Raw genomic sequence first — 23,543 nt, 5'->3', positions numbered from 1 at the left:
GCCCCGTCGGTCCGGGCGTGACCCCCGGTCCGACGGTACGGCCCGAGGCCGGCCGGATGCGGCACCGGGGCGGCCGGCACCACCCGGCCGCCCCGGGCGGGCCGCCCCTGCGGCCCGGGCCCGCGAGCGCCCCGCGCTACTGGGCCGCGCGGTTCTCCGCGATCTGGCGGGACATGATCGTCGTCAGCTCGTACGCCGTGTGCGAGGCGGCGACCGCGGTGATCTCCGCGTGGTCGTAGGCCGGGGCGACCTCGACCACGTCCGCCGACACCAGGTTGCAGGAGGACAGGCCGCGCAGGATCTCCAGGAGTTCGCGGGATGTCATGCCGCCCGCCTCCGGGGTGCCGGTGCCGGGCGCGTGCGCCGGATCGAGGCAGTCGATGTCGATGGAGATGTACAGCGGCCGGTCGCCGATGCGCTGGCGCAGCTGGTCGGCCACCTCGTCGGCGCCGCGGCGGTAGATGTCCGCCGAGGTGACGATGCCGAAGCCCATCTTCTCGTCGTCGGTGAGGTCCTGCTTGCCGTACAGCGGGCCGCGCGTGCCGACGTGCGACAGGGCGGAGGTGTCGAGGATGCCCTCCTCGACGGCCCGGCGGAACGGGGTGCCGTGGGTGTACTCGGCGCCGAAGTACGTGTCCCAGGTGTCGAGGTGGGCGTCGAAGTGGAGCAGCGCGACCGGGCCGTGCTTCTTGGCGACGGAGCGCAGCAGCGGCAGCGCGATGGTGTGGTCGCCGCCCAGGGTCATCATGCGGGCGCCGGTGGAGAGCAGGTCGTCCGCCGCGGCCTCGATCGTCTCGACGGCCTCGTTGATGTTGAAGGGGTTCGCGGCGATGTCACCGGCGTCGGCGACCTGGGCCAGGGCGAACGGCGAGGCGTCCTGCGCCGGGTTGTACGGGCGCAGCAGACGGGAGGCCTCACGGATGGCGTTGCCGCCGAAGCGGGCGCCGGGGCGGTAGGAGACACCGCTGTCGAAGGGGACGCCGACCACGGCGATGTCGGCGGTGCCGACCTCGTCGAGTCGCGGCAGCCGGGCGAACGTCGCGGGACCGGCGTACCGCGGGATGCGGGACGAGTCGGTCGGGCCGCGGAAGGCGTTCTGGTCGCTGCTCATGGTCGGGTCCTCCTGGGTGTGTCGGTGATGTCCGGCCGGGGCCCGAGGGTCGTCTCGGGCTCCGGCCGGGAGTCTGCGGTGCCGTCAGCCGGTCGTCGGCACCGGCACGGTCTCCGGCGTCGTCGGGTCGGCTTCGGGGGTGTCCTGGCCCGCCAGCCGGGCGCGCCAGTTCGCGAGCACGGCGGCGTCCGTCGGGCGGGTCGCCAGGGAAACGATCACATATGCGGCGAGCGAGGCCAACAAACCATAGTAAACAGGCTCATTTGCCAAGATTCCGTAAGCCCACATCAGGCCAATGACGGACAGGCCGCCGACGGTGACCGCGGCGAGGGCTCCCTGCACGGTGCCGCGGCGCCACAGCAGGCCGCCGAGGATCGGCACGAGCAGTCCGCCGACCAGCAGGTTGTAGGCGACGGTCAGCGCCTGGACGACGTCGTTCAGGGCGATGGCGATGGCGATGGTGGCGATGCCCATGAGGAGGATGAAGAGGCGGTTGCCCTTCACCTCGTCGTGGTCCTCGCCGCCGCCCCCGGCGGTCAGCCCGCGCAACCTCGACCAGATGTCGTTGTTGGCGACGGTGGCGCAGGCGATCAGCGCGCCGGAGGAGGTCGACATGACGGCGGCGAGCGCGGCGGCGAGGACCAGGCCCCGCACACCCATGGGCAGCTCGTCCTTGACGATGGTCGCGAAGGCGTCGTCGGCACTGGGCAGGTTCGGGTAGAGCACCTTGGCCGCGGTGCCGATGACGGCGCCGGCGAGGGCGTACACGAGACAGTACGTACCGGCGACGGTCCCGCCCCACTTGGCGACCTTGTCGGTCCGGGCGGTGAACACGCGCTGCCAGATGTCCTGGCCGATGAGCATGCCGAAGGTGTAGATCAGGACGTACGTGAAGATCGTCTCGCCGCCGATGCCGAGCGGCGCGAAGTACTCGGTGGGCAGCTGGGCCTTCATCTCCGCGAACCCGCCGGCCTTGATCACGGCGATCGGCAGCAGCAGGATCAGCACGCCGATGGTCTTCACCACGAACTGCACCATGTCGGTGAGGGTGATGGACCACATGCCGCCGAGCGTCGAGTACGCGACGACGATGGCGCCGCCGAGGACGATCGCGACCGTGCGGGGCAGGTCGAAGAGGACGTCGAAGATCGTGGCGTACGCGATGGTCGAGGTGACCGCGAGCATCAGCGTGTACGCCCACATGACCACGCCCGAGATGACGCCGGCCTTGCCGCCGTAGCGCAGGTCGAGCATCTCGGAGACCGTGTAGACCTTCAGCCGGGCGATGCGCGCGGAGAAGAAGACGGAGAGGGCGAGGAGTCCGAGGCCGATGGCGAAGACCATCCAGGCGCCGGAGAGGCCGTACTTGTAGCCGAGACCCACGCCGCCGATGGTGGAGGCGCCGCCGAGGACGATGGCGGCCATGGTGCCGGAGTACATCCAGGGACCGAGGCGGCGGCCGGCCACCAGGAACTCGCTCTTGGACTTGGCGCGGCGCATGCCCCACCAGCCCATCGCGAGCATGCCGGCCAAGTACAGGACGATCACTGTGTAGTCGACGGCCATGGGGCCCTCCCTCGTTCACTTCGGTGGCGTGTCGTGCGGGTGGAGTGACTCCAGTGACTGATCGCGAGGACATCCGCCCGTACCCGCGGCCGCTGGATGCCACGAGGTTAGGTGGCCGGAAAGCGACGATGAAGCGTAGGTTTCATCCACTGTTCACCCGGTGCGATGTACGAAAGGTCCATAGCGATGCCCGCCAAGGAACCCACGTCGACACCCCCGGCCCCGCCCGTCTCGCTGGCCGCGCTGCTGAGCCGGAAGGACCTCGGGCTGCGGCTCCTCGCCGGCCCGGAGGACGCCGCCGTCCACTGGGTGCACACCTCCGAGATGGCCGACCCGTATCCGTACCTCCTCGGCGGCGAGCTGCTGATGACCGCGGGCGTGCAGCTCACGGACCCGGAGCACTATGTCGAGCGGGTGGTGGCGGCAGGGGCGGCGGCGCTCGGTTTCGGCGTCACACCGGTGTACGACACGGTGCCCGCGGCGCTCGTCGACGCGTGCGGGCGCCGCGGGCTGCCCCTGCTCGAAGTGCCGCCGGACACGCCGTTCACGGCGGTGGCCCGGGCGGTGTGGCGGCTGATGGCGGAGGCCCGCCACCGGGAGCTGCGCCGGGTGACCGAGGCCCAGCAGTCGCTTGCGGTGGCGGCCGCCCGGCCGGCGCCGGTCCCGGCGGTCCTCGGGGCGCTCGCGTCCCGGCTCGGAGGGCACGCGGCGCTCTACGCGGCGGACGGTACGCCCTACGCGGCGGCGGGCCGGGAACTGCCGGGCGCGGCGTCCGGGGCGCTCATGGAGCTGGCGGGCGTGGTGGGCCGCCGGCCCGGTGGCCCGGCCTCCGCGAGCGGTGAGGGCGACGGGCTGCGCCTCGCCGCGTACGCGCTGGGCGGCGGCGACGGTGAGGGCGACGGACTGACGCTCGGGGTCGCGACGGAGAGCCGCGAGCCCGGGGACCACACGATCGCGGGCGTCGCGGTCGTCCTGCTCTCCCTGCTGACCGCCCCGCACCGGGGCGCCGACGTCTCGGCCCGGGACGCCGCCCTGGTCCGCCTCCTCCTCGGCACCCGGCCGGAGGAGGCCGCTCCGGCCCTCGGCCCCGGCCCCTGGACCGTCGTCCACGCCCACGGCGGCGACGGCACCCCGTTCGCCGCGCCGAGCCTGGCGGCGGCTCTGGGCACGCCGCTGATGGACGCGGGCGAGGAAGCCACCGGCGCGGAGGCGGGCACGGGCGAAGCCGGCAGCGAGACGACGCGCACGGCCACCACCGACCCGGGCGACGCCACGGGCGGAGCCTCCACGGGCGGAACCGGCGACGCGGAGGCGGGCGAGGCCGAGCCGGACGGCACCCCCGTGACCGTCCGGCTCCTGCTGCCCGCCTCCTCCCCCGTCACCGCCCAGCCCGGATGGACCCTCGGCGTCAGCTCCCCCGTCGACGCCGGCGACCTCTCCGTCGCCGACGCCCAGGCCGCACGGGCGCTGCGCAGGGCCGAGGCCGGCCGCACCGATCTCGTACGCCACCGGCCCGCCGGGTTCGGCGGGCTCATCGACGAGGCGGAGGCCGCCGCGTACGCCCGGACCCTGCTCGCACCGATCGGCGAGCCGCTGACCGAGACCCTCCGCACCTGGCTCTCGCTCCACGGCAGCTGGGACCGGACGGCCGTCGCCCTGGACATCCACCGCAACACGGTCCGCCAGCGCATCGCCCGCTGCTCCACGCTCCTGGCCATGGACCTGGACGACGCGAACGTACGGATGGAGCTGTGGTTCGCCCTCGGCCGGATGTGACCCCGGCCGAGGGCGGGCACGTCAGCGGAGCTTGTTCACCGCGGTGCGCGTGGTGTTCTTGAAGTCCGCCAGCGGGGCGTCCTCGAAGTCGCCCATCTGCCCCCAGCGGACGAGGGTGACGGTGCGGCCGTCGCGGCCGACGGAGAAGAGGTGGATGTCGGTGATGCCGATCTGCGGGTCGGCGGTGTCCAGGCTGTAGACCCAGGCACCCTCCTCGACGGCGAGCTTGCCGTGGGAGGCGCTGACGGCGTGCAGGCCCGGGTTCTGCCGCTCCAGCAGGGGCCCGCAGCCGGCGAGGGCCTTGCGGAGGGTGTCGACCAGCTTCACGGCGTCGGCCTCGGTGCGGGCGACGGTGGTGATCTGGACGCCGTTGGTGTCGAGCTCGGTGGTGAACTCGCGGTAGCGGGTGTTCTGCGCCGGGATCTTGTACGGGGCGCAGAGGGCGCCGCCGTTCTCCGGGATGCCGGTGAAGACCCGGGTGGCGGTCCACGGCGTCGACGACGGCGGCATCTGGGAGGCGGCGAGGAAGGCGGGCTGGGCAGCGGCCTGCGCCGGGGCCGTGGCGAGGGCCGCGAGGCCCAGGGCGGCAGCGGTGGCGGTGGCGAGTGCGGCACGGAGCTTGTTCATGGTGGTGGATCCCCCGTCGGGTCGTTCGGTCAGTGCTCGACCAGCGTCGGGCCGGAGCCCGTTGCTTGCAACGGTGACGCGCCCTCCACCCGTCCCGGAACCATCCCACCCCCACTGACGTGCAAGGACATGAAGCGTGGGACGCAGGTTCGAGGGGGATGGAATGCCGAAGGACGCCGCCGTCGAGGAGTTCGCGCGGCTCGTGCACGCGCTGAAGGCGCGGGACGGGCGCAGTTACGAGGCGCTGGGCCGGCGCCTGAGCGTCAGCGCGTCCACCCTCCACCGCTACTGCTCGGGCGCGACCGTCCCGGAGGAGTTCGCCGTGGTCGACCACCTCGCCCTGCTGTGCGGGGCGGACGAGGAGGAGCGGCGGGCCCTGGAGGTGGCCTGGAGCCGCGCCGACCGCACCCGTCGCCCTCCGGTGCCGGAGCCCGACGCGGAGCCCGTGCCCGACGCGGAGCCCGTGCCCGACGCGGAGCCCGTGCCCGGCCCGGAACCGAAGCCGACGCCGGAGCCCGAGCCGGCCCCGGAGCCCGAGCCGGCCCCGGAGCCCGCGTCCGAGCCCGAGCCCGCGTCCGAGCCCGAGCCCGACCCCGAGCTGGAACCCGTGCACGCGCGCGTGCCGGGCCTCCCGTCCGGGCGGCGGAGGCGCCGGTGGGCGTGGTTGGGCTTGGTCGGCGGGGTGCTGGCGGTCGTGGGGGCGGTGACGCTCGGAGCCGTACTCCTGCCCGGGAAGACCCGGGAGCGGGCCGCCGAACCGCCGGCGCCGCTGACGTGGACGGTCGCCTCGCACCTCTATGAGGACGGGTGCGGGCACACCTACCTCGTGGAGCGGACGCCCCCTCCCCCGCCGGGGTCGGCCGACGCGAGGAGCTGGGCGGTGACGCAGGGGGCCGTGGACGGCGGGAAGACGCTGGTGCGGGTGTCGGTGCAGGGGAAGAACTCGGCGGCGGTGGTGCTCCAGGCGCTGCACGTGCGGGTGGTCGAGCGGGGCGCGCCGCTGCCGTGGACCGCGTACCAGATGGGCGGCGGGTGCGGCGGGGCGGTGACGCCGCGCCGTTTCGAGGTGGACCTGGACCGGCCGCGGCCGGTGGCGCGGGCGCTGGACGGGTACGACGCCTCCGGGGAGGAGGGCCGGACGCTCCCGGCGGTCTCCTTCCCGTACACGGTCAGCGCCGCCGAGCCGGAGGAGCTGCTGGTCTCGGCCGGGGCGGCGGGGTGCGACTGCCGCTGGTACCTGGAGCTGGAGTGGAGCTCGGAGGGGCGCCGGGGCACGGTCCGGATCGGGGACGAGGACGGCGCACCCTTCCGGACGAGCGGTCTGCGGGGCCGCCCGGTGTGGGAGTACGACTCCGTCGGCCTCCGCTGGGTACCCGGCGAGGCGCCCGGCTCCTGAGTGGACGTGATGTGGGCAACCCTGGGGCCCCCAGATCTGGACAGCGGCGCGAACCGATGGGTAACTTGACTGAGCAAGCGCTTAGGCATAGTGCGTCAGGTACGCAGGACTCCGAAGGAGGCGGCTCGTGCGCCGTACGGTATTCAACGAGGACCACGAGGCGTTCCGGGAGACCATCCGGGCCTTCATCGAGGCCGAGGTCGTCCCCGTCTACGACGACTGGTTCGCCGCGGGCCAGGCGCCGCGCGAGTTCTACGACAAGCTCGGCGAGCTGGGCGTCTTCGGCATCAACGTGCCCGAGGAGTTCGGCGGCGCGGGCCTGGACACCCACAAGTTCGAGGCCGTCCTCTACGAGGAGACCTCCCGCGCGGGCGTCCAGTTCGGCGGCTCCGGCGTCCACGTGCTGCTCGCCCTGCCGTACATCAAGATGCTCGCCACCGACGAGCAGAAGAAGCGTTACCTCCCGAAGTTCGTCTCCGGCGAGGAGATGTGGGCGCTGGCGATGACCGAGCCGGGCACCGGCTCCGACGTCGCGGGCATGAAGACCACCGCCAAGCTCTCCGAGGACGGCACGCACTACGTCCTCAACGGCTCCAAGACCTTCATCACCGGTGGCGTCCACGCCGACCGCGTGATCGTCTGTGCCCGTACCTCCGCCCCGACGGCCGAGGACCGCCGCTTCGGCATCTCCCTCTTCGCCGTGGACACCAAGTCCGAGGGCTACTCCATCGGCCGCAAGCTGGACAAGCTCGGCCTGCGCACCTCCGACACCGCCGAGCTGGCGTTCGTCGACGTGAAGGTGCCGGTCGAGGACCTGCTCGGCGAGGAGAACAAGGGCTTCTACTACCTCGGCCACAACCTGGCCTCCGAGCGCTGGGGCATCGCCTTCGGCGCCTACGCGCAGGCCAAGGCCGCCGTCCGCTTCGCCCAGCAGTACGTCACGGACCGCACGGTCTTCGGCAAGCCGGTCGCGCACTTCCAGAACACCAAGTTCGAACTGGCCGCCTGCCAGGCCGAGGTGGACGCCGCCGAGGCGGTCGCCGACCGCGCCCTGGAGGCCCTGGACGCGGGCGAGCTGACCCCGGCCGAGGCCGCGAGCGCCAAGCTCTTCTGCACCGAGGTCGCGCACCGCGTGATCGACCGCTGCCTCCAGCTGCACGGCGGCTACGGCTACATGAACGAGTACCCGATCGCGCGCCTGTACGCCGACAACCGCGTCAACCGCATCTACGGCGGTACGAGCGAGATCATGAAGTCGATCATCGCCAAGTCGATGGGCCTGTAAGTGCCCGAGGCTCTGGACGCTCTGCTCGATCTGCTCGACCTGGAGCAGATCGAGCAGAACATCTTCCGGGGACAGTCCCGCTCCGCCGTCGTCCCCCGCGTCTTCGGCGGCCAGGTGGCCGCCCAGGCGCTGGTGGCGGCGGGCCGGACCGTCCCCGCGGACCGGCTCGTCCACTCCCTGCACGCGTACTTCCTGCGCGCCGGGGACCCGGGCGCGCCGATCGTCTACACGGTCGACCGCATCCGTGACGGCCGCTCCTTCACCACCCGCCGGGTCGTCGCCGTCCAGCACGGGCAGCCGATCTTCCACTTCTCCGCGTCCTTCCAGACGTACGAGGAGGGGCTTGAGCACCAGTACGACATGCCGGCCGCGCCGGACCCGGAGTCCCTGCCGACGGCGGCCGAGATGCTGCCCCGGCACCTCCCGGCGGAGGTGGCCGCGCGCCTGGTCGAGGCGCGGGCCGCGGTGGACCTGCGCTACGCCGACGTGCCGCCGTGGGGTTCGGTAGGGGAGCCGCGCGAGCCGCGCTCGCAGGTCTGGTTCCGTACGAACGGCAAGCTGGCCGACGACCCCCTGCTGCACGTCTGCCTGGCGACCTACGTCTCCGACATGACGCTGCTCGACTCGGTGCTGCTCGCCCACGGGCGCGGCGGCTGGGCGGTCGGGGACGTCGTCGGGGCGTCGCTGGACCACGCGATGTGGTTCCACCGGCCGTTCCGGGCCGACGAGTGGCTGCTGTACGACCAGGAGTCGCCGTCCGCGTCGGGCGGGCGGGGGCTCGGCCAGGCGCGGATCTACACGCAGGACGGGCGGCTGGCGATCTCGGTCATCCAGGAGGGTGTCGTTCGCATCCCGCGCTGAGGGCCGGACATACCGTCCGGACCATGGCGCGGAACGACGACGCACGGAACGACGACGCACAGAACAGCTCGCAGAACGGCTCGCAGAACGGCGAGAGCACCGTCACGGTGATCGTGGCGGCGGTGGCGAACCTGGGGATCGCCGCCGCCAAGGCCGTCGCCGGGATCGTGGGGGCACCTCCCATGCCCGAAGGGCTATGGGGGAGGATCGAGCGCGATGCTCTCCGAGGCGGCCCACTCGGTCGCCGACACCGTCACCGAGGTCATGCTGCTCACCGCGCTGAAGCGGAGCGAGAAGCCGGCCGACGAGGACCATCCGCTCGGCTACGCGAACGAACGCTACGTCTGGGCGATGCTCGCCGCCGTCGCCACCTTCGTCGGCGGGGCGGTCTTCTCGGTCTACGACGGCGTCCACACCCTCGTCCAGGGCGAGGAGGTGGGCGACCCGCTCGTCTCGTACATCGTGCTCGGCGTCGCCTTCGTCCTGGAGAGCTTCTCCCTGCGGACCGGCGTCCGCCAGGTCAGGGGCGAGGCGGCACGGAAGAGGACGCCCTTCGGCCGCTATCTGCGGCGCACCCCCGACACGACCGTCAAGGCCGTCGTGATGGAGGACTCGGCCGCGCTGGCCGGTCTGCTGCTGGCGGCCGGCGGTCTGCTCGGCGTCGAGCTCACCGGCTCGGACGTGTGGGACGGCGTCGCCTCGATCCTCATCGGCCTGCTGCTCGTGTACGTGGCCTGGGTGCTCGGCCGCTCGAACGCGGAGCTGCTGATCGGCCGGCCGGTTCCGAGGCGGATGCGGGCGGAGATCCGCGAGGAGCTGCTGTCGGTCCCGCACATCATCGACGTGCTCGACCTGACGACGCTGATCCAGGGCCCGGAGGAGGTCCTGATCGCGGCCAAGGTCGACTTCCGTGACGTGGCGTCGGCCGGGCAGGTCGAATGGGCCTGCGAGGAGGCCGAACAGCAGCTGCGGGAGCGATTCCCGGCCGTCAGGCGGGTGTACCTGGACCCGACCCCCGGTCTCGGCCGGCGTGCGCCGCGGGACGCGTGACGGGGCCGCGGCCCCGTGCGGCCCCGTCGTCGTCCGGCCGCCCGGCCGTCAGTCCTTCAGGCCCGCCGCGTCGAGCAGGTAGTCGGTGAGCGGCTCGTAGTACCGGGGGTCGAGGACGTGGTCGTCCAGCGGGATCGTGACCTGCATCGTGCCCTCGGCCTCGCCGATGAAGAGGGCGGGGTCGTTGCAGTCGGCGTACCCGACGGAGTCGATCCCGCGCTGACCGGCACGGCCGGCCCAGCCGTGGTCGGCGACGACGAGGTCGGGCCGCCGCTCGCCCAGGGCCTCCAGGCCGTCCAGGATCGCGTTCATGGGCTCCGGCGAATGGGTGTGCCAGAGGGTGGCGCCCCGCTCGAAGACGGCGACGTCGGCGAACTGCACGACGTACCCCTCGTCGGCGGTGAGTCCGCCGGGGATCCGCACGATGTCGCAGCCCCTGGCCCGCAGCGCGGCGGCGACCCGGCTGTGGGCGTCGATCAGCGCGCCCGGGTGGCCGGTCGCGAAGAGCACCCGCTCCTCGTCGGCGGCGGCCTTGCGCAGGCGCGCGGCCGCCCGGTCGAGGGCGTCGACGGTGAGCTCGGGGTCGATGGTGTCCTGCCCGGTGCGGTGGGCGGGATCGTCGTTCACCCCGCACCGCTCGGCCATCACGGCGAGCACGTCCTGCTCGTCGGTCCACCGGTCGCCGAGTTCCAGGCCGAGCCAGTAGTGCCGGTCACCGTTGGCGAGCTTGCGGTAGTGGGCGAGGTTGTTGTCGCGCGGGGTGGCGACATCGCCCGCGATCCGGGTCCGTACGAGGTGCTCGACAAGGGCGGGGCGACTGAGTATCGGCATGGTGCTCATTCTGAAGGACCCGCAACGGTTGTGGGCAATCGTTTCGCGGTGCGGGACCGGTGGGCACGGCCCGCAGGACCGGTGACCTACTCGGCTCCCAGGGCCCCGAACGCCCCGTGCGCCAGGCGCCTCAGGAGGTCCTCCATGGGGGCCCGGCCCAGCGCGGCGAGGTGGGGCGTCGAGTTCAGCAGCCCGAAGACGGCGTGGACGGCCGCCCGGGCCTCCCCCTCACCGGCCGCCGGGTACAGCTCCCGTACGACCGTCACCCACAGCTCCACGTACTGCCGCTGGAGCTGGCGCACCCGCTTGCGGTCCTCGTCCTTGAGCCGGTCCAGCTCCCGGTCGTGCAGGGTGATCAGGGGCCGGTCGTCGAGCGCGAAGTCGATGTGCCCGTCGATGAGCGCGCCGAGCAGGACCCGCGGGTCGCCGGGCTCCTCGCCGACCCGCAGGCGCCCGCCGTCCAGGAGCCGCTCGCTGATCCCGACGAGCAGCTCCGCGAGCATCGCGTCCTTGCCCGGGAAGTGCCGGTAGAGACCGGGGCCGCTGATGCCGACGGCGGCTCCTATCTCGTCGACGCCCACCCCGTGGAAGCCGCGCTCGGCGAAGAGGCGAGCGGCCTCCTTGAGGATCTGCTCGCGTCGCGTGGGGGCGTCGGTCCTGGCGGTGGTGGTCATGGAAGCGATTCTAGACAACCGGGTTAGCGGTCGTTAACCTGAACGACATACGTTAACGCTCATTAACCGAGCAAGGGAGCTCGAGAGATGCAGCAGGCACCTGTGCTGACGAGCGCGGCGGACCCCGCGTCGGCGGCCTGGCAGGCCAATGAGGCCGCTCACCACGAGCTCTCGGCCACTCTGCGCGCCAAGCTGGCCGCGGCCGCGCTGGGCGGCGGTGAGAAGGCCCGCGCCCGGCACACCGCGCGCGGAAAACTGCTGCCGCGCGACCGCGTGGACACCCTCCTCGACCCGGGTTCCCCGTTCCTGGAGCTGGCCCCGCTCGCCGCGAACGGGATGTACGGCGACGCGGCACCGGCCGCCGGTGTCATCGCGGGCATCGGGCGGGTCTCGGGCCGTGAGTGCGTGATCGTCGCCAACGACGCGACCGTCAAGGGCGGCACGTACTACCCGATGACGGTGAAGAAGCACCTGAGGGCCCAGGAGGTGGCGCTGGAGAATCGTCTCCCCTGCCTCTACCTGGTCGACTCCGGCGGCGCGTTCCTGCCCATGCAGGACGAGGTCTTCCCGGACCGCGAGCACTTCGGCCGGATCTTCTACAACCAGGCCCGGATGTCCGGCGCCGGCATCCCGCAGATCGCGGCGGTCCTCGGCTCCTGCACGGCCGGTGGCGCGTACGTCCCGGCGATGAGCGACGAGGCCGTGATCGTACGGAACCAGGGCACGATCTTCCTCGGCGGACCGCCGCTGGTGAAGGCCGCGACCGGCGAGGTCGTCACGGCGGAGGAGCTGGGCGGCGGCGAGGTGCACTCCCGTACGTCCGGAGTCACCGACCACCTCGCGGAGGACGACGCCCACGCGCTCCGGATCGTCCGCAACATCGTCTCGACCCTCCCCGCGCGCGCCGCCCTCCCCTGGTCGGTCGAGCCGGTCGAGGAGCCGAAGGTGGACCCCGCGGGGCTCTACGGCGCGGTGCCGGTCGACTCCCGCACCCCCTACGACGTCCGCGAGGTCATCGCGCGGATCGTGGACGCCTCCCGCTTCCAGGAGTTCAAGGCCGAGTACGGGCAGACGCTGGTCACCGGCTTCGCCCGGATCCACGGCCACCCGGTCGGGATCGTCGCCAACAACGGCATCCTCTTCTCCGAGTCCGCCCAGAAGGGCGCGCACTTCATCGAGCTGTGCGACCAGCGCGGCATCCCGCTCCTCTTCCTCCAGAACATCTCGGGCTTCATGGTCGGCAAGGACTACGAGGCGGGCGGCATCGCCAAGCACGGCGCCAAGATGGTGACCGCCGTGGCCTGCACGCGCGTGCCGAAGCTGACCGTGGTCGTCGGAGGCTCGTACGGCGCGGGCAACTACTCGATGTGCGGCCGGGCGTACTCCCCGCGCTTCCTGTGGATGTGGCCCAACGCCAAGATCTCGGTCATGGGCGGCGAGCAGGCGGCGTCCGTCCTCGCCACCGTCAAGCGGGACCAGCTCGGCGACGAGTGGAGCGCGGAGGACGAGGAGGCCTTCAAGGACCCGATCCGCGCGCAGTACGACACCCAGGGCAACGCCTACTACGCGTCGGCGCGCCTCTGGGACGACGGGGTCATCGACCCGATGGAGACCCGCCAGGTGGTGGGCCTCGCCCTGACGGCCTGTGCCAACGCGCCCCTGGGTGACCCCCAGTTCGGCGTCTTCCGGATGTGAGGGACCCAAGGATGCAGCACATGTTCGACACGGTGCTCGTCGCCAATCGCGGCGAGATCGCGGTCCGGGTCATCCGCACCCTGCGGGCGCTCGGCGTGCGCTCGGTGGCGGTCCACAGCGACGCGGACGCCGAGGCACGCCATGTCCGGGAGGCGGACACGGCGGTACGGATCGGCCCGCCGGCGGCCTCGGAGTCGTACCTGTCGGTGGAGGCGCTCCTCGACGCGGCCCGCCGGACGGGCGCGCAGGCGGTCCACCCGGGCTACGGCTTCCTGGCCGAGAACGCGGGCTTCGCGCAGGCGTGCGCGGACGCGGGCCTGGTCTTCATCGGCCCTCCGGCGTCCGCGATCTCCCTGATGGGCGACAAGATCCGGGCGAAGGAGACCGTGAAGGCGGCCGGCGTCCCGGTCGTCCCCGGCGCGGCGGATCCGGAACTGGAGGCGGCGGCGCGCGAGCTGGGCGCCCCGGTCCTGCTGAAGCCCTCGGCGGGCGGCGGCGGCAAGGGCATGCGCCTGGTGCGCGACCTGGCGACGCTGACCGACGAGATCGCGGCGGCACGGCGCGAGGCGCGGTCGTCGTTCGGCGACGACACGCTGCTCGTGGAGCGGTGGATCGACCGGCCGCGGCACATCGAGATCCAGGTCCTCGCGGACGGGCACGGCAACGTCGTGCACCTCGGTGAGCGCGAGTGCTCGCTCCAGCGGCGCCACCAGAAGATCATCGAGGAGGCGCCGAGCGTCCTGCTGACGCCCGGGATCCGCGAGGAGATGGGCGCGGCGGCGGTCGAGGCGGCGCGCTCGTGCGGCTATGTCGGCGCGGGCACGGTCGAGTTCATCGTGCCGGGCGTCGACCCGTCCTCGTACTACTTCATGGAGATGAACACCCGGCTCCAGGTGGAGCACCCGGTGACGGAGCTGATCACCGGGATCGACCTGGTGGAGTGGCAGCTGCGGGTCGCGGCGGGCGAGAAGCTGGGCTTCGCCCAGGAGGACGTCCGCCTCGACGGCTGGGCGATCGAGGCCCGGATCTGCGCGGAGGACCCCTCGCGGGGCTTCCTCCCGTCCGGCGGCACGGTCCTCTCGCTGCGCGAGCCGCAGGGCGCCGGAGTCCGCACGGACTCGGGGCTGAGCGAGGGCACGGAGGTCGGCAGCCTGTACGACCCGATGCTGTCGAAGGTCATCGTCCACGCGCAGGACCGCCCCACGGCCCTGCGCCGCCTGCGCGCGGCCCTCGCGGACACGGTCACCCTGGGCGTCCCGACCAACGCGGGGTTCCTGCGCCGCCTGCTGGCCCACGAGTCGGTGGTGAGCGGCGACCTGGACACGGGCCTGGTGGAACGCGACGCGGACAGCCTGGTCCCGACGGGCGTCCCGGACGAGGTGTACGCGGCGGCGGCGCTGCTGACCGCGTGGGGTGCCCCCTCCGCGGGCACCCGAGGCCCCGCCCCCGCGGGCACCGGCTGGGTCGACCCCTTCGACGTCCGCAGCGGCTGGCGACTCGGCGGCACGCCCGCCTGGACCGTCCTGCAGTTCCGCGTCCCGGGCCACGACCCCGTGACCGTCCGGGTGCGCGGCACGGCGTCCGGCGCCGAGCTGCTGCTCGGCGACCCGGAGGTGGCGGCCGACCCGGTCACCGCCGCTCTCGTCGGCAACCCGTCGGCCGTGGCTTCCGCAGGGGCGGCGGAGGGCGAGCTCACCCTGTCCGTCGACGGGGTCACCCACCGCCTCCACCTCGCCCCCTCCGCGGAAGGGCTCTGGCTCGGCCGCGACGGCGACTCCTGGCACGTCCTGCACCACGACCCCGTCGCCGCCGCCCTCACCGGCGCCCGGCACGGAGGGGCCGACACTCTGGCCGCGCCCATGCCCGGGACCGTCACGGTCGTCAAGGTCGCGGTCGGGGACGAGGTCGAGGCCGGGCAGAGCCTGCTCGTCGTCGAGGCCATGAAGATGGAGCACGTCATCTCCGCCCCGCACGCCGGCACCGTCACCGAGCTGGACGTCACCCCCGGCTCCACCGTCGCCATGGACCAGATCCTCGCCGTGGTGACCCCCAGGGAGGAATCATGACCACGGGCCTGCCCATGCGCGTGCCCGCCGCCGGGCTCCCCGCCCGCGTCCGGATCCACGAGGTCGGGCCCCGCGACGGGCTGCAGAACGAGAAAACCGTCGTCCCGACCGCCACGAAGGCCGAGTTCGTGCGGCGGCTCGCCGCCGCCGGGCTCTCCACCGTCGAGGCGACCAGCTTCGTCCACCCCAGGTGGGTGCCCCAGCTGGCCGACGCCGAGGAGCTGTTCCCGCTCGTCAGCGGCCTGCCGGCACGCCTGCCCGTCCTCGTGCCGAACGAGCGCGGTCTCGACCGCGCCCTCGCGCTCGGCGCCCGCGACGTCGCGGTCTTCGCCTCCGCCACGGAGTCCTTCGCGAAGGCCAACCTGAACCGGACCGTCGACGAGGCGCTCGCCATGTTCGAGCCGGTCGTCACCCGGGCCATAGAGCAGGGCCTCCGCATCCGCGGCTACCTCTCCATGTGCTTCGGCGACCCCTGGGAGGGCGCCGTCCCCGTCGAGCAGGTCGTCCGTGTCACCAAGGCCCTGGCCGAGATGGGCTGCGACGAGCTGAGCCTCGGCGACACCATCGGCGTCGCCACCCCGGGACACGTCACGGAGCTCCTGGAGAGCCTGAACGAGGCCGGCGTCCCCACCTCCCGTCTCGCCGTGCACTTCCACGACACGTACGGCCAGGCACTCTCCAACACCCTCGCCGCGCTCCGGCACGGCGTCACCACGGTCGACGCCTCCGCCGGCGGCCTCGGCGGCTGCCCCTACGCCAAGAGCGCCACGGGCAACCTCGCCACCGAGGACCTCGTGTGGATGCTCGACGGCCTCGGCATCGAGACCGGGGTCGACCTGGCCGCCCTCACCGCCACCAGCGTGTGGATGGCCGAACAGCTGGGCCGACCGAGCCCTTCCCGTACCGTCCGCGCCCTCTCCCACAAGGAGTGACGTACCCATGTCCCTCGACCACCGTCTCTCCGAAGAGCACGAGGAACTCCGCCGCACCGTGGAGGAGTTCGCGCACGACGTCGTCGCGCCGAAGATCGGCGACTACTACGAGCGCCACGAGTTCCCGTACGAGATCGTCCGCGAGATGGGCCGGATGGGCCTGTTCGGCCTGCCCTTCCCGGAGGAGTACGGCGGTATGGGCGGCGACTACCTCGCCCTCGGCATCGCCCTCGAGGAGCTCGCCCGCGTCGACTCCTCCGTGGCGATCACCCTGGAGGCGGGGGTGTCGCTCGGCGCGATGCCGGTCTACCGCTTCGGCACCGAGGAGCAGAAGCAGGAGTGGCTCCCCCGGATGTGCTCGGGCGAGATCCTCGGCGCGTTCGGCCTGACCGAGCCCGGCGCGGGCAGCGACGCCGGCGGCACCCGCACCACCGCCGTCCGTGACGGCGACGACTGGGTCATCAACGGCTCGAAGTGCTTCATCACCAACTCCGGTACGGACATCACGGGTCTGGTCACCGTCACGGCCGTCACCGGCCGCAAGCCCGACGGCCGCCCGCTGATCTCCTCGATCATCGTTCCCTCCGGCACCCCGGGGTTCACGGTCGCCGCGCCCTACTCCAAGGTCGGCTGGAACGCCTCGGACACCCGCGAGCTGTCCTTCGACGACGTCCGCGTGCCGGCCGCGAACCTGCTCGGTGAAGAGGGCCGTGGCTACGCGCAGTTCCTCCGGATCCTCGACGAGGGCCGGATCGCGATCTCGGCGCTGGCGACCGGGCTCGCGCAGGGCTGTGTCGACGAGTCGGTGAAGTACGCGAAGGAACGTCACGCCTTCGGCCGGCCGATCGGCGACAACCAGGCCATCCAGTTCAAGATCGCGGACATGGAGATGCGGGCGCACATGGCCCGGATCGGCTGGCGGGACGCGGCCTCGCGCCTGGTGCTGGGCGAGCCGTTCAAGAAGGAGGCGGCGCTGGCGAAGCTGTACTCGTCGACGGTCGCGGTGGACAACGCCCGCGAGGCCACCCAGATCCACGGCGGCTACGGCTTCATGAACGAGTACCCGGTGGCCCGGATGTGGCGCGACTCCAAGATCCTGGAGATCGGCGAGGGCACGAGCGAGGTCCAGCGCATGCTGATCGCCCGAGAACTGGGCCTCCAGGCCTGACGGGACGGCGGTAGGGCGGTAGGGCGGTACGGCGGTACGGGTACGGCGGTACGGCGGTACGGGGCCGGGGGCTCGGGAGTCGGGAGCGGCCGGGCCCCGGGGGCCGGGCTCTCCCGGGGCCTGGGGTCTCGGGAGGGCCCGGGCCTGGCCCGTCACCCAGGCCGGGGCGACGGGTCGCGGCCCTGGGGTTTGCGAGCCTCTGGCTTCCCAGGCGGTCGAATCCTGGGCCCGGTGAGCTTCTGGGTCGGCCGCCCTCGTTCCGAGTGTGGCGGGTTCCACCGGCGCCTCAAGGGCGCTCCTTCGTCGCGTCGCTTCGCGATGGCCTACGGCCACCCTTGACCCACCGCCTCCACCCGCCTTTTCACACTCGGAGGGCGGCCGGGGGGCGTGGCCACGCGTCCAGGCCGGGGGCGGTGCCGCTCTGCTCAGCGCCTGCCGCCCGGCGGGTGGTGTTGCGCGGCAGTTGAATGGGGCGGCCCGGCACCGGCTCAGCGGCTGACGGTTTCCGGACGGCCGGGCCTCATGCCCCGCTGGTCACCCTGGGTGGGTGGAGCGACCGTAAGTGCCCGGATTACGCCTGCGGGACCTCGATCGCCCCGAAACGGCCCGAACCGAGGATAGTTACCGCAAGTACGCTGCACTTACGTCCACTTCAGCCCCGCGGACCGGGGGCCTGCGACGACGCCAACCGCCCGAAGTCGGACCCATCGAGCGGATTGGCCCCCGCATCCGGGCCATTGGTGCGGTGCTACCGCAGGTACGGGACGGTTACGTCCGCAAGCTCCCGGTTCTCACCACCCACCGGGCAGTGACCAGCGGGGCATGAGGCCCAGCCGCCCACCGGTGGAGAGACGCTGAGCCGTGCCGGGCCGCCCCATTCAACTACCGCGCAATCCCACCCACGCGGCCGCGGGCGCCGATCCCTGCTCAGGTACCCGCCAGGCCCCTGCGTGGCCACGCCCCCCGGCCGCCCTCCGAGTGTGAAAAGGCGACCCGAGGTGGTGGGTCAAGGGTGGAGCGCAGCGGAATCGGCGCAGCCGACGCGACGAAGGAGCGCCCTTGACGCACCGCCTCCGGTCGCCACACTCGGAACGAGGGCGGCCGAACCAGAAGCCCGCGAGGGCCCGTCACCACGATCAGCCGAGGAGACCATGGGCAGTGGCCGTCACGAACGCGGAGAACGCGGCGGGGGTAGCCAGGAAGACGGGACCCTCGGGGACCTTGGAGTCCCGGACGGCGACGTGAGCGGCCAGGTCGGCGACCTCGATGCAGTCGCCACCGTTGGGACCGCTGAAGGAGGACTTCCGCCACGCGGCGCCGCCGAGCGGGGCGCACTCGACACACTCGCCGCCACTGGGGCCGCTGTACGAGGACTTACGCCACCGCAGGATCTGGCTCGTACTCATACCGTTCCTCCATCACGCGAGCGATCAGCGCAGCCGAGTCCTCCCGTGAGAGGGCCGTAGCCTGCAGTCGAGCGTAACCGACGGAACGCTCCCGGATCGCCTGAGAATTCGCGGTCATATGGCCCGAGTCATAGCTCTCGGTGTAGCAGATGTCCGGGTCGTCCTCGAAGCGCAGAAGATTGAACGAACCCAGCAGCCCGGTGTGTTGCCCGGCCTTGAACGGAAGCACCTGCACCTGGACCCACCGATGGTCCAGGAAGCCCAACAGGTTGGCGAGTTGGTTCCGCATCACCTCGGCATCGCCGAGTTCCCGGTGCAGCACCGCCTCGTCGAGGACGACACACAGAACCGGCGGATAGTCCCGCTCCAGGATGCGCTGGCGCTCCATCCGAGCGGCCACCATCTCGTCGAGCTTGTCCGGGTGGTCGACGCTCAGCACTGCCCGCGCGTACTCCTCCGTCTGAAGCAACCCGTACACCAGCTGCGCCTGGTACGTGGAGATGTACGTCGCCTTCGCCTCAAGCTCCGCGTACTGCTGGAACCACGTCGGCAGCTGGCTCTTCAGGACCAACCCCACCAGCCGCGAGAACAACCCGCCCGTCATCAGCGCCGCGTCGAGCCGTTCCGAGAACTCGCGCGTGGGGACCTTCTTCGCCGTCTCTATCTGGCCGATCAGCGACGCCGTGCAGTAGACGATGTCGCCCAACTGCTGCTGGTTCAGCCCCGCCTCCTCCCTCAACCGGCGGAGTTCCGAGCCGTAGTAGTCCAGCGGCGAGGCACTCGGATCCAGACTGCGGATGTTGACCACGACGAGGTCACCCCCAAGCTCACGCATGACTGCGTTCGTTTCGCTCCGTAGCCGAGCGTAACCAGCCCACCCCACTCTGGTGCCATGAATCACGCAACTGACCTCGCAACCGACCTCTATCCGACGGAACTTCGCCACCGCTACCGCATGGGCTTCACCGTCGGTGAGCACTCCGCCGGTCACATGCGCCGCATCCTGCGCATCTTCCTCACCCGTTGGGAGCTCGACCACCTCACCGACGCCGCCGAGCTCGCGCTCACCGAGCTCGTCGCCAACGTCGTACGACACGTCCCCGGGCGGTCCTGCACCGTGCTGATCCTGCGGGAGCCGCACGCCCTCAGGGTGGAGGTGGCGGACGAGGTGCCCGGGCCGCTCTACGCGAAGGCGGCCGAGCCGCTCGCGGAGGGCGGGCGGGGGCTCGCGCTCGTCGAGGCCGTGACCGACCGATGGGGCGTGGAGCCGTCCGCCGGCGGCAAGACGGTCTGGTTCGAGTGCGACAACCCACCGACCGAAACCCACCGGCCGGAACCCACCAGCCGGAACCGGTCCCGACCGGAACCCACCCCTCCAGATCAACAGGAAGTTAGGTTACCCTACCCTCACATCGCCCAGGCCTGATCAGGCCCGCACCGAAAGCGACTTCGCCATGCCCAGCAACGCCCGAGCCACCTCCCTCACCCGTCGCGGTCTGCTCGCCGCGGGCGGCGCCCTCGGGCTCGGCGCCGCGCTCGCCGCCTGTGGCAGCGAGAAGGCCGGAAGCGGTGCTGCCGGCGGCTCCGCCGAGAAGGCCGGCCCGTGGAAGTTCACCGACGACCGCGGCACGGCCGTCGAGGCGAAGTCCACCCCGAAGAACATCGTCGCCTTCACCGGTATGGCCGCCGCCCTCAAGGACTTCGGCATCGAGGTCAAGGGCGTCTTCGGCCCGACCACGGTCAAGGACCCGAAGACGGGCGAGGTGAGGCCGGACGTCCAGGCGGGCGACCTCGACGTCACGAAGGTCAAGGTCATAGGCAACGTCTGGGGCGAGTTCAAGATCGAGGAGTACCTCAAGCTCAACCCGGACCTCCTCATCACGGACATGTGGGAGAAGAACGACCTCTGGTACGTCCCGGCCGAGCAGAAGGACAAGATCCTCAAGGTCGCCCCGAGCGTCGCCCTGTGGGCCTCCGACAAGTCCATGCCGGCCGTGCTCCAGCGCCACGCCGACCTCGCCGCCTCCCTCGGCGCCGATGTGAAGACCAAGCGGATCCTCGCCGACAAGGCCCGTTTCGAGGCCGCCGCCGAGCGGGTCCGCCAGGCCGCCAAGGGCAAGAAGGACATCAAGGTCCTGATCGGCTCCGGCTCCCCCGACCTGTTCTACGTCTCCACCCCGGTCCGGCCGACCGACACGGTCTACTTCAAGGAGCTGGGCGTCAACCTGGTCACCCCCACCGCGCTCGACCAGGGCGGCTGGTTCGAGGGTCTGAGCTGGGAGAACGTCGACAAGTACCAGGCCGACATCATCATGCTCGACAACCGCACCTCGGCCCTCCAGCCCGAGGCGCTGAAGTCCAAGCCGACCTGGGCCGCGCTGCCCGCCGTCAAGGCCGGTCAGGTCATCCCGCGTGTGACCGAGCCGATCTACTCGTACGCCAAGTGCGCGCCGCTCCTGGAGGACCTGGCCAAGGCGCTGGAGAACGCGAAGAAGGTTTCCTGACCCGATGACGAACGCAGAGACCGCCCCGTTCCGGTTCTTCTCCCTCCAGGTCGACAGGACGAGGCGGCTCGGCCCGTCGCTGGTCCGCGTGACCTTCACGGGCGAGGACCTGGCGTCGTTCGCCTCCGGCGGGCGGGACCAGTCGCTCTCCCTCTTCCTGCCGCACCCCGGCCAGGAGGCCCCCGTCCTGCCGCCGTTGGACGACCCCGACATGTACGCGATCCTGGGCGCCTGGCGGGCGATGCCGCACGACGAGCGGGCCGTGATGCGCTCGTACACCGTCCGCGAGCAGCGCACCGAGCCCGGCGGGCCGGGCGAGATGGACATCGACTTCGCCCTCCACGAGGACGGCGGCCCCGCCTGCCGCTGGGCGCAGCAGGCCGCGCCCGGTGACCGGGTCGTCGTGCTCGGCCCGGCGACGCCCGCCAACACCGGCGTCCGCTTCCAACTCCCGGACGACGTCGACTCCGTCCTCCTCTGGGCGGACGAGACGGCCCTGCCGGCCGCCGCGGCGATCCTGGAGTGGCTGCCGGCCGGCACCCGGACGCACGCCTATCTGGAGATCCCCTTCTCCGGCGACCGCCTGGAGCTCGCGACCGAGGCCGACGCCACGGTCACCTGGCTGGTGCGGGAGGAGGGCGCGCCGTCCGCGGTGGACGCGGTGCGCGCCGCCGAGCTGCCGGGCGAGGATCCGTACGTCTGGATCGCGGGCGAGTCCGGTTCGGTGAAGGAGCTGCGCCGCCACTTCGTACGCGACCGTGGGCTCGACCGCCGTCGGGTCACGTTCGTCGGCTACTGGCGCAAGGGACTGTCCGAGGACGCCCTGCGCGAGACGCCCGAGGACGTCTCCTGAGCTGGAGACCGGCACGTCGTGAGACACAGACCGGCGCGGGCCCGGCGGAGAGTACGGTCCTCCGCCGGGCCCGCGCTTCGTGCTACTCAGCCGCGGGCCACGGGACCTGCGGCGAGCGGTAGTAGTCGATCCCGAGCGCCTCGAACCTCGGCCCCTGTGCCGCGAGCCGCACCTTGTAGGCCTCCCAGTCGTGCGTCGCCGCCGGGGACCAGCCCAGCTCGGCCACTCCCGGCAGGCGCGGGAAGGCCATCTGGTCGATGTGCGCGTTCTGCGAGACGGTCTCCGTCCACAGCGGCGCCTCGACGCCCTTCACGGCCTCGGCGGGCGCGCCCGGGAGGTAGGCGGCCGGGTTCCAGTCGTACGAGCGCTGCACCTCGACGTAGCCGGCCCAGGCCAGGCCCAGCTTGGTGTCCTTCGTGTACTTCATGTCGAGGTAGACCCGGTCGGCCGGCGAGAGGATGAGCCCGGTGCCGTTGCGGGCGGCCGCGGCGACCTGTTCCTTCTCCGCGGCGCTCGTGCGGTCGAGGCCCCAGTACTGGGCGAGCGCGCCCTCGGCGGGCGTGGCGCCCGTCAGCTGGTGCCAGCCGACGACGGTCTTGCCGTACTTCGCGACGATCGGCTGGACCTTCTCCATGAAGGCCACGTAGTCCTCGTGGGCCGTGGAGTGCGCCTCGTCGCCGCCGATGTGGAGGTACTTCCCCGGCGTGAGCGCGGCGAGCTCGCGGATCACGTCGTCCACGAAGTCGTACGTGACGGGCTTCGGGACGCACAGGGAGCTGAAGCCGACGCTGGTGCCCGTGTAGAGCGGCGGGGCGACTCCGTCGCAGTTCAGCTCGGCGTAGGAGGCGAGGGCGGCGTTGGTGTGACCGGGGAGGTCGATCTCGGGGACGACCTCCTGGTAGCGGGAGGCCGCGTACCGCACGATCTCCCGGTAGTCGTCCTTCGTGTAGTACCCGCCGGGTCCGCCGCCGACCTGGGTGGAGCCGCCGTAGGTGGCGAGCCGGGGCCAGGAGTCGATGGCGATGCGCCAGCCCTGGTCGTCGGAGAGGTGCAGGTGCAGCTTGTTGACCTTGTAGAGGGCGAGCTGGTCGATGTACCGCTTGACCTGGTCGACGGTGAAGAAGTGGCGGGAGACGTCGAGCATCGCGCCTCGGTAGGCGTAGCGCGGGGTGTCGGTGATGGTGCCGCCCGCGACCTGCCACGGCCCGGGCTGCACGGTCTTCTTCTCGACGGCCGCCGGGAGCTGCTGGCGCAGGGTCTGGACGCCGCGGAAGAGTCCGGCGGGCCGGTGGGCCGTGAGGGTGATGCCGCCGCGGCCGGACTGGAGCCGGTAGCCCTCGTCGCCGAGCGACTTCTCCGCGTTGCTGAGGCGGAGCCGGATGCCGCCGTGCGCGTCGTCCTCGTCGACGACGCGCAGCGGGTGGCCGGTCGAGGGGCGCAGGATCCCGGCGAGGTAGGCGGCGACGGCGCGGGACTCGCGGGAGCGCTCGTCGACCCGGATGCGGGTGGAGGCCGTGATCGTGTACGGCTGCCCGCCGGGCGCCACGGAGGCGGGGGCGGGCACGATCCGGCCGAGCGGGCGGGGTGCGGGTTCGGCGGCGGAGTGGGCGGTGGGGGCGGCCCCGACGCAGGAGATGCCGGCCGCCGCAAGGAGCAGCAGGGCGCCGAGCACACGGGGAAGCGTTCTGCGCTGTCTCACAGGCATGGTCCCTTTCGGTGGACTTCGCGGCTGTGGATATGCG

Annotated in this window: 19 protein-coding genes and 1 pseudogene; 12 read left to right on the top strand and 8 right to left on the bottom strand. The window is 72.1% G+C overall.

All coding sequences use genetic code 11. From position 1 onward, the window contains the following. Positions 1–136: 136 nt before the first annotated feature. Entirely contained in the window at positions 137–1,111 is a 975-nt protein-coding gene (gene speB, locus M5362_RS23770; protein ID WP_260229736.1) for an agmatinase, read from the bottom strand. A gap of 84 nt (positions 1,112–1,195) precedes the next feature. Further along, on the bottom strand, positions 1,196–2,677 hold the full coding sequence (locus M5362_RS23765; protein ID WP_260229735.1) for a sodium:solute symporter: 1,482 nt from the start codon (positions 2,675–2,677) through the stop codon (positions 1,196–1,198). Between the two features lie 186 nt (positions 2,678–2,863). Here M5362_RS23765 and M5362_RS23760 point away from each other — a divergent pair, with 186 nt between their 5' ends. Continuing rightward, positions 2,864–4,453, top strand: a complete 1,590-nt coding sequence (locus tag M5362_RS23760) for a PucR family transcriptional regulator (RefSeq protein ID WP_260229734.1) — start codon at positions 2,864–2,866, stop codon at positions 4,451–4,453. 21 nt (positions 4,454–4,474) lie between these two features. Here the strand turns inward: M5362_RS23760 and M5362_RS23755 are convergent, their stop codons facing one another. Continuing rightward, positions 4,475–5,080, bottom strand: coding sequence for a hypothetical protein (locus M5362_RS23755; RefSeq protein WP_260229733.1), 606 nt, complete (start codon positions 5,078–5,080; stop codon positions 4,475–4,477). A 163-nt stretch (positions 5,081–5,243) separates the two neighbouring features. Between M5362_RS23755 and M5362_RS23750 the strand changes: the two genes are divergently transcribed. The 4 genes and pseudogenes from M5362_RS23750 to M5362_RS23735 all read left to right on the top strand — a co-directional run bounded on the left by M5362_RS23750 (position 5,244) and on the right by M5362_RS23735 (position 9,672). Beyond that, positions 5,244–6,476 (top strand): helix-turn-helix transcriptional regulator, encoded by a 1,233-nt coding sequence (locus M5362_RS23750; RefSeq protein WP_260229732.1) that lies wholly within the window; start codon positions 5,244–5,246, stop codon positions 6,474–6,476. A gap of 127 nt (positions 6,477–6,603) precedes the next feature. Continuing rightward, positions 6,604–7,761 (top strand): acyl-CoA dehydrogenase family protein, encoded by a 1,158-nt coding sequence (locus M5362_RS23745; protein ID WP_260229731.1) that lies wholly within the window; start codon positions 6,604–6,606, stop codon positions 7,759–7,761. Continuing rightward, positions 7,762–8,622, top strand: coding sequence for an acyl-CoA thioesterase II (gene tesB / locus M5362_RS23740; RefSeq protein ID WP_260229730.1), 861 nt, complete (start codon positions 7,762–7,764; stop codon positions 8,620–8,622). Between the two features lie 23 nt (positions 8,623–8,645). Next, a pseudogene (locus tag M5362_RS23735) lies at positions 8,646–9,672 on the top strand (cation diffusion facilitator family transporter). 48 nt (positions 9,673–9,720) lie between these two features. On the opposite strand, the gene M5362_RS23730 reads toward M5362_RS23735, so the two are convergent. Continuing rightward, entirely contained in the window at positions 9,721–10,503 is a 783-nt protein-coding gene (locus tag M5362_RS23730) for a phosphatase (RefSeq protein ID WP_260229729.1), read from the bottom strand. Positions 10,504–10,589: 86 nt separating this feature from the next. After that, positions 10,590–11,177 carry a TetR/AcrR family transcriptional regulator gene (locus tag M5362_RS23725; protein ID WP_260229728.1) on the bottom strand — a complete coding sequence of 196 codons (588 nt, stop codon included), beginning with the start codon at positions 11,175–11,177 and terminating at the stop codon, positions 10,590–10,592. A gap of 87 nt (positions 11,178–11,264) precedes the next feature. On the opposite strand from M5362_RS23725, the gene M5362_RS23720 reads away from it, so the two are divergent. The 4 genes from M5362_RS23720 to M5362_RS23705 are packed head-to-tail and all read left to right on the top strand — an operon-like array spanning position 11,265 to position 17,038. Further along, positions 11,265–12,872, top strand: coding sequence for a carboxyl transferase domain-containing protein (locus M5362_RS23720; protein WP_260229727.1), 1,608 nt, complete (start codon positions 11,265–11,267; stop codon positions 12,870–12,872). 20 nt (positions 12,873–12,892) lie between these two features. After that, positions 12,893–14,938 (top strand): biotin carboxylase N-terminal domain-containing protein, encoded by a 2,046-nt coding sequence (locus tag M5362_RS23715; protein ID WP_260229726.1) that lies wholly within the window; start codon positions 12,893–12,895, stop codon positions 14,936–14,938. Continuing rightward, positions 14,935–15,870, top strand: a complete 936-nt coding sequence (locus tag M5362_RS23710) for a hydroxymethylglutaryl-CoA lyase (RefSeq protein WP_260229725.1) — start codon at positions 14,935–14,937, stop codon at positions 15,868–15,870. The genes M5362_RS23715 and M5362_RS23710 overlap by 4 nt, the downstream gene beginning before the upstream one ends. A gap of 7 nt (positions 15,871–15,877) precedes the next feature. Then, positions 15,878–17,038: an acyl-CoA dehydrogenase family protein gene (locus tag M5362_RS23705; RefSeq protein WP_260229724.1), complete on the top strand. Its 1,161-nt coding sequence runs from the start codon at positions 15,878–15,880 to the stop codon at positions 17,036–17,038. A gap of 1,136 nt (positions 17,039–18,174) precedes the next feature. Here M5362_RS23705 and M5362_RS23700 read toward each other — a convergent pair. Together M5362_RS23700 and M5362_RS23695 are read right to left on the bottom strand one after the other, a co-directional pair. Further along, complete coding sequence (locus tag M5362_RS23700; protein ID WP_260229723.1) at positions 18,175–18,444, bottom strand: DUF397 domain-containing protein; 270 nt, start codon at positions 18,442–18,444, stop codon at positions 18,175–18,177. Next, positions 18,413–19,252 carry a helix-turn-helix transcriptional regulator gene (locus M5362_RS23695; protein ID WP_260229789.1) on the bottom strand — a complete coding sequence of 280 codons (840 nt, stop codon included), beginning with the start codon at positions 19,250–19,252 and terminating at the stop codon, positions 18,413–18,415. Before M5362_RS23695 ends, M5362_RS23700 begins: the two co-directional genes overlap by 32 nt. An 84-nt stretch (positions 19,253–19,336) precedes the next feature. On the opposite strand from M5362_RS23695, the gene M5362_RS23690 reads away from it, so the two are divergent. Genes M5362_RS23690 through M5362_RS23680 form a run of 3 tightly spaced genes read left to right on the top strand, consistent with a single transcriptional unit; the run spans position 19,337 to position 21,801 of the window. Beyond that, on the top strand, positions 19,337–19,870 hold the full coding sequence (locus M5362_RS23690) for an ATP-binding protein (RefSeq protein WP_308354900.1): 534 nt from the start codon (positions 19,337–19,339) through the stop codon (positions 19,868–19,870). 28 nt (positions 19,871–19,898) lie between these two features. Continuing rightward, positions 19,899–20,948 (top strand): ABC transporter substrate-binding protein, encoded by a 1,050-nt coding sequence (locus M5362_RS23685; protein WP_260229722.1) that lies wholly within the window; start codon positions 19,899–19,901, stop codon positions 20,946–20,948. Positions 20,949–20,952: 4 nt separating this feature from the next. Beyond that, positions 20,953–21,801: a siderophore-interacting protein gene (locus tag M5362_RS23680; protein ID WP_260229721.1), complete on the top strand. Its 849-nt coding sequence runs from the start codon at positions 20,953–20,955 to the stop codon at positions 21,799–21,801. Between the two features lie 82 nt (positions 21,802–21,883). Here M5362_RS23680 and M5362_RS23675 read toward each other — a convergent pair whose 3' ends face one another. Next, positions 21,884–23,506 carry a beta-N-acetylhexosaminidase gene (locus tag M5362_RS23675; protein ID WP_260229720.1) on the bottom strand — a complete coding sequence of 541 codons (1,623 nt, stop codon included), beginning with the start codon at positions 23,504–23,506 and terminating at the stop codon, positions 21,884–21,886. Positions 23,507–23,543 lie beyond the last annotated feature (37 nt).

Source organism: Streptomyces sp. Je 1-79 (genome assembly GCF_025195125.1).
Taxonomy (GTDB): Bacteria; Actinomycetota; Actinomycetes; order Streptomycetales; family Streptomycetaceae; genus Streptomyces.
Note: the sequence above shows the minus strand (reverse complement) of the source record. Positions and strands in the feature narration are given on the sequence as shown.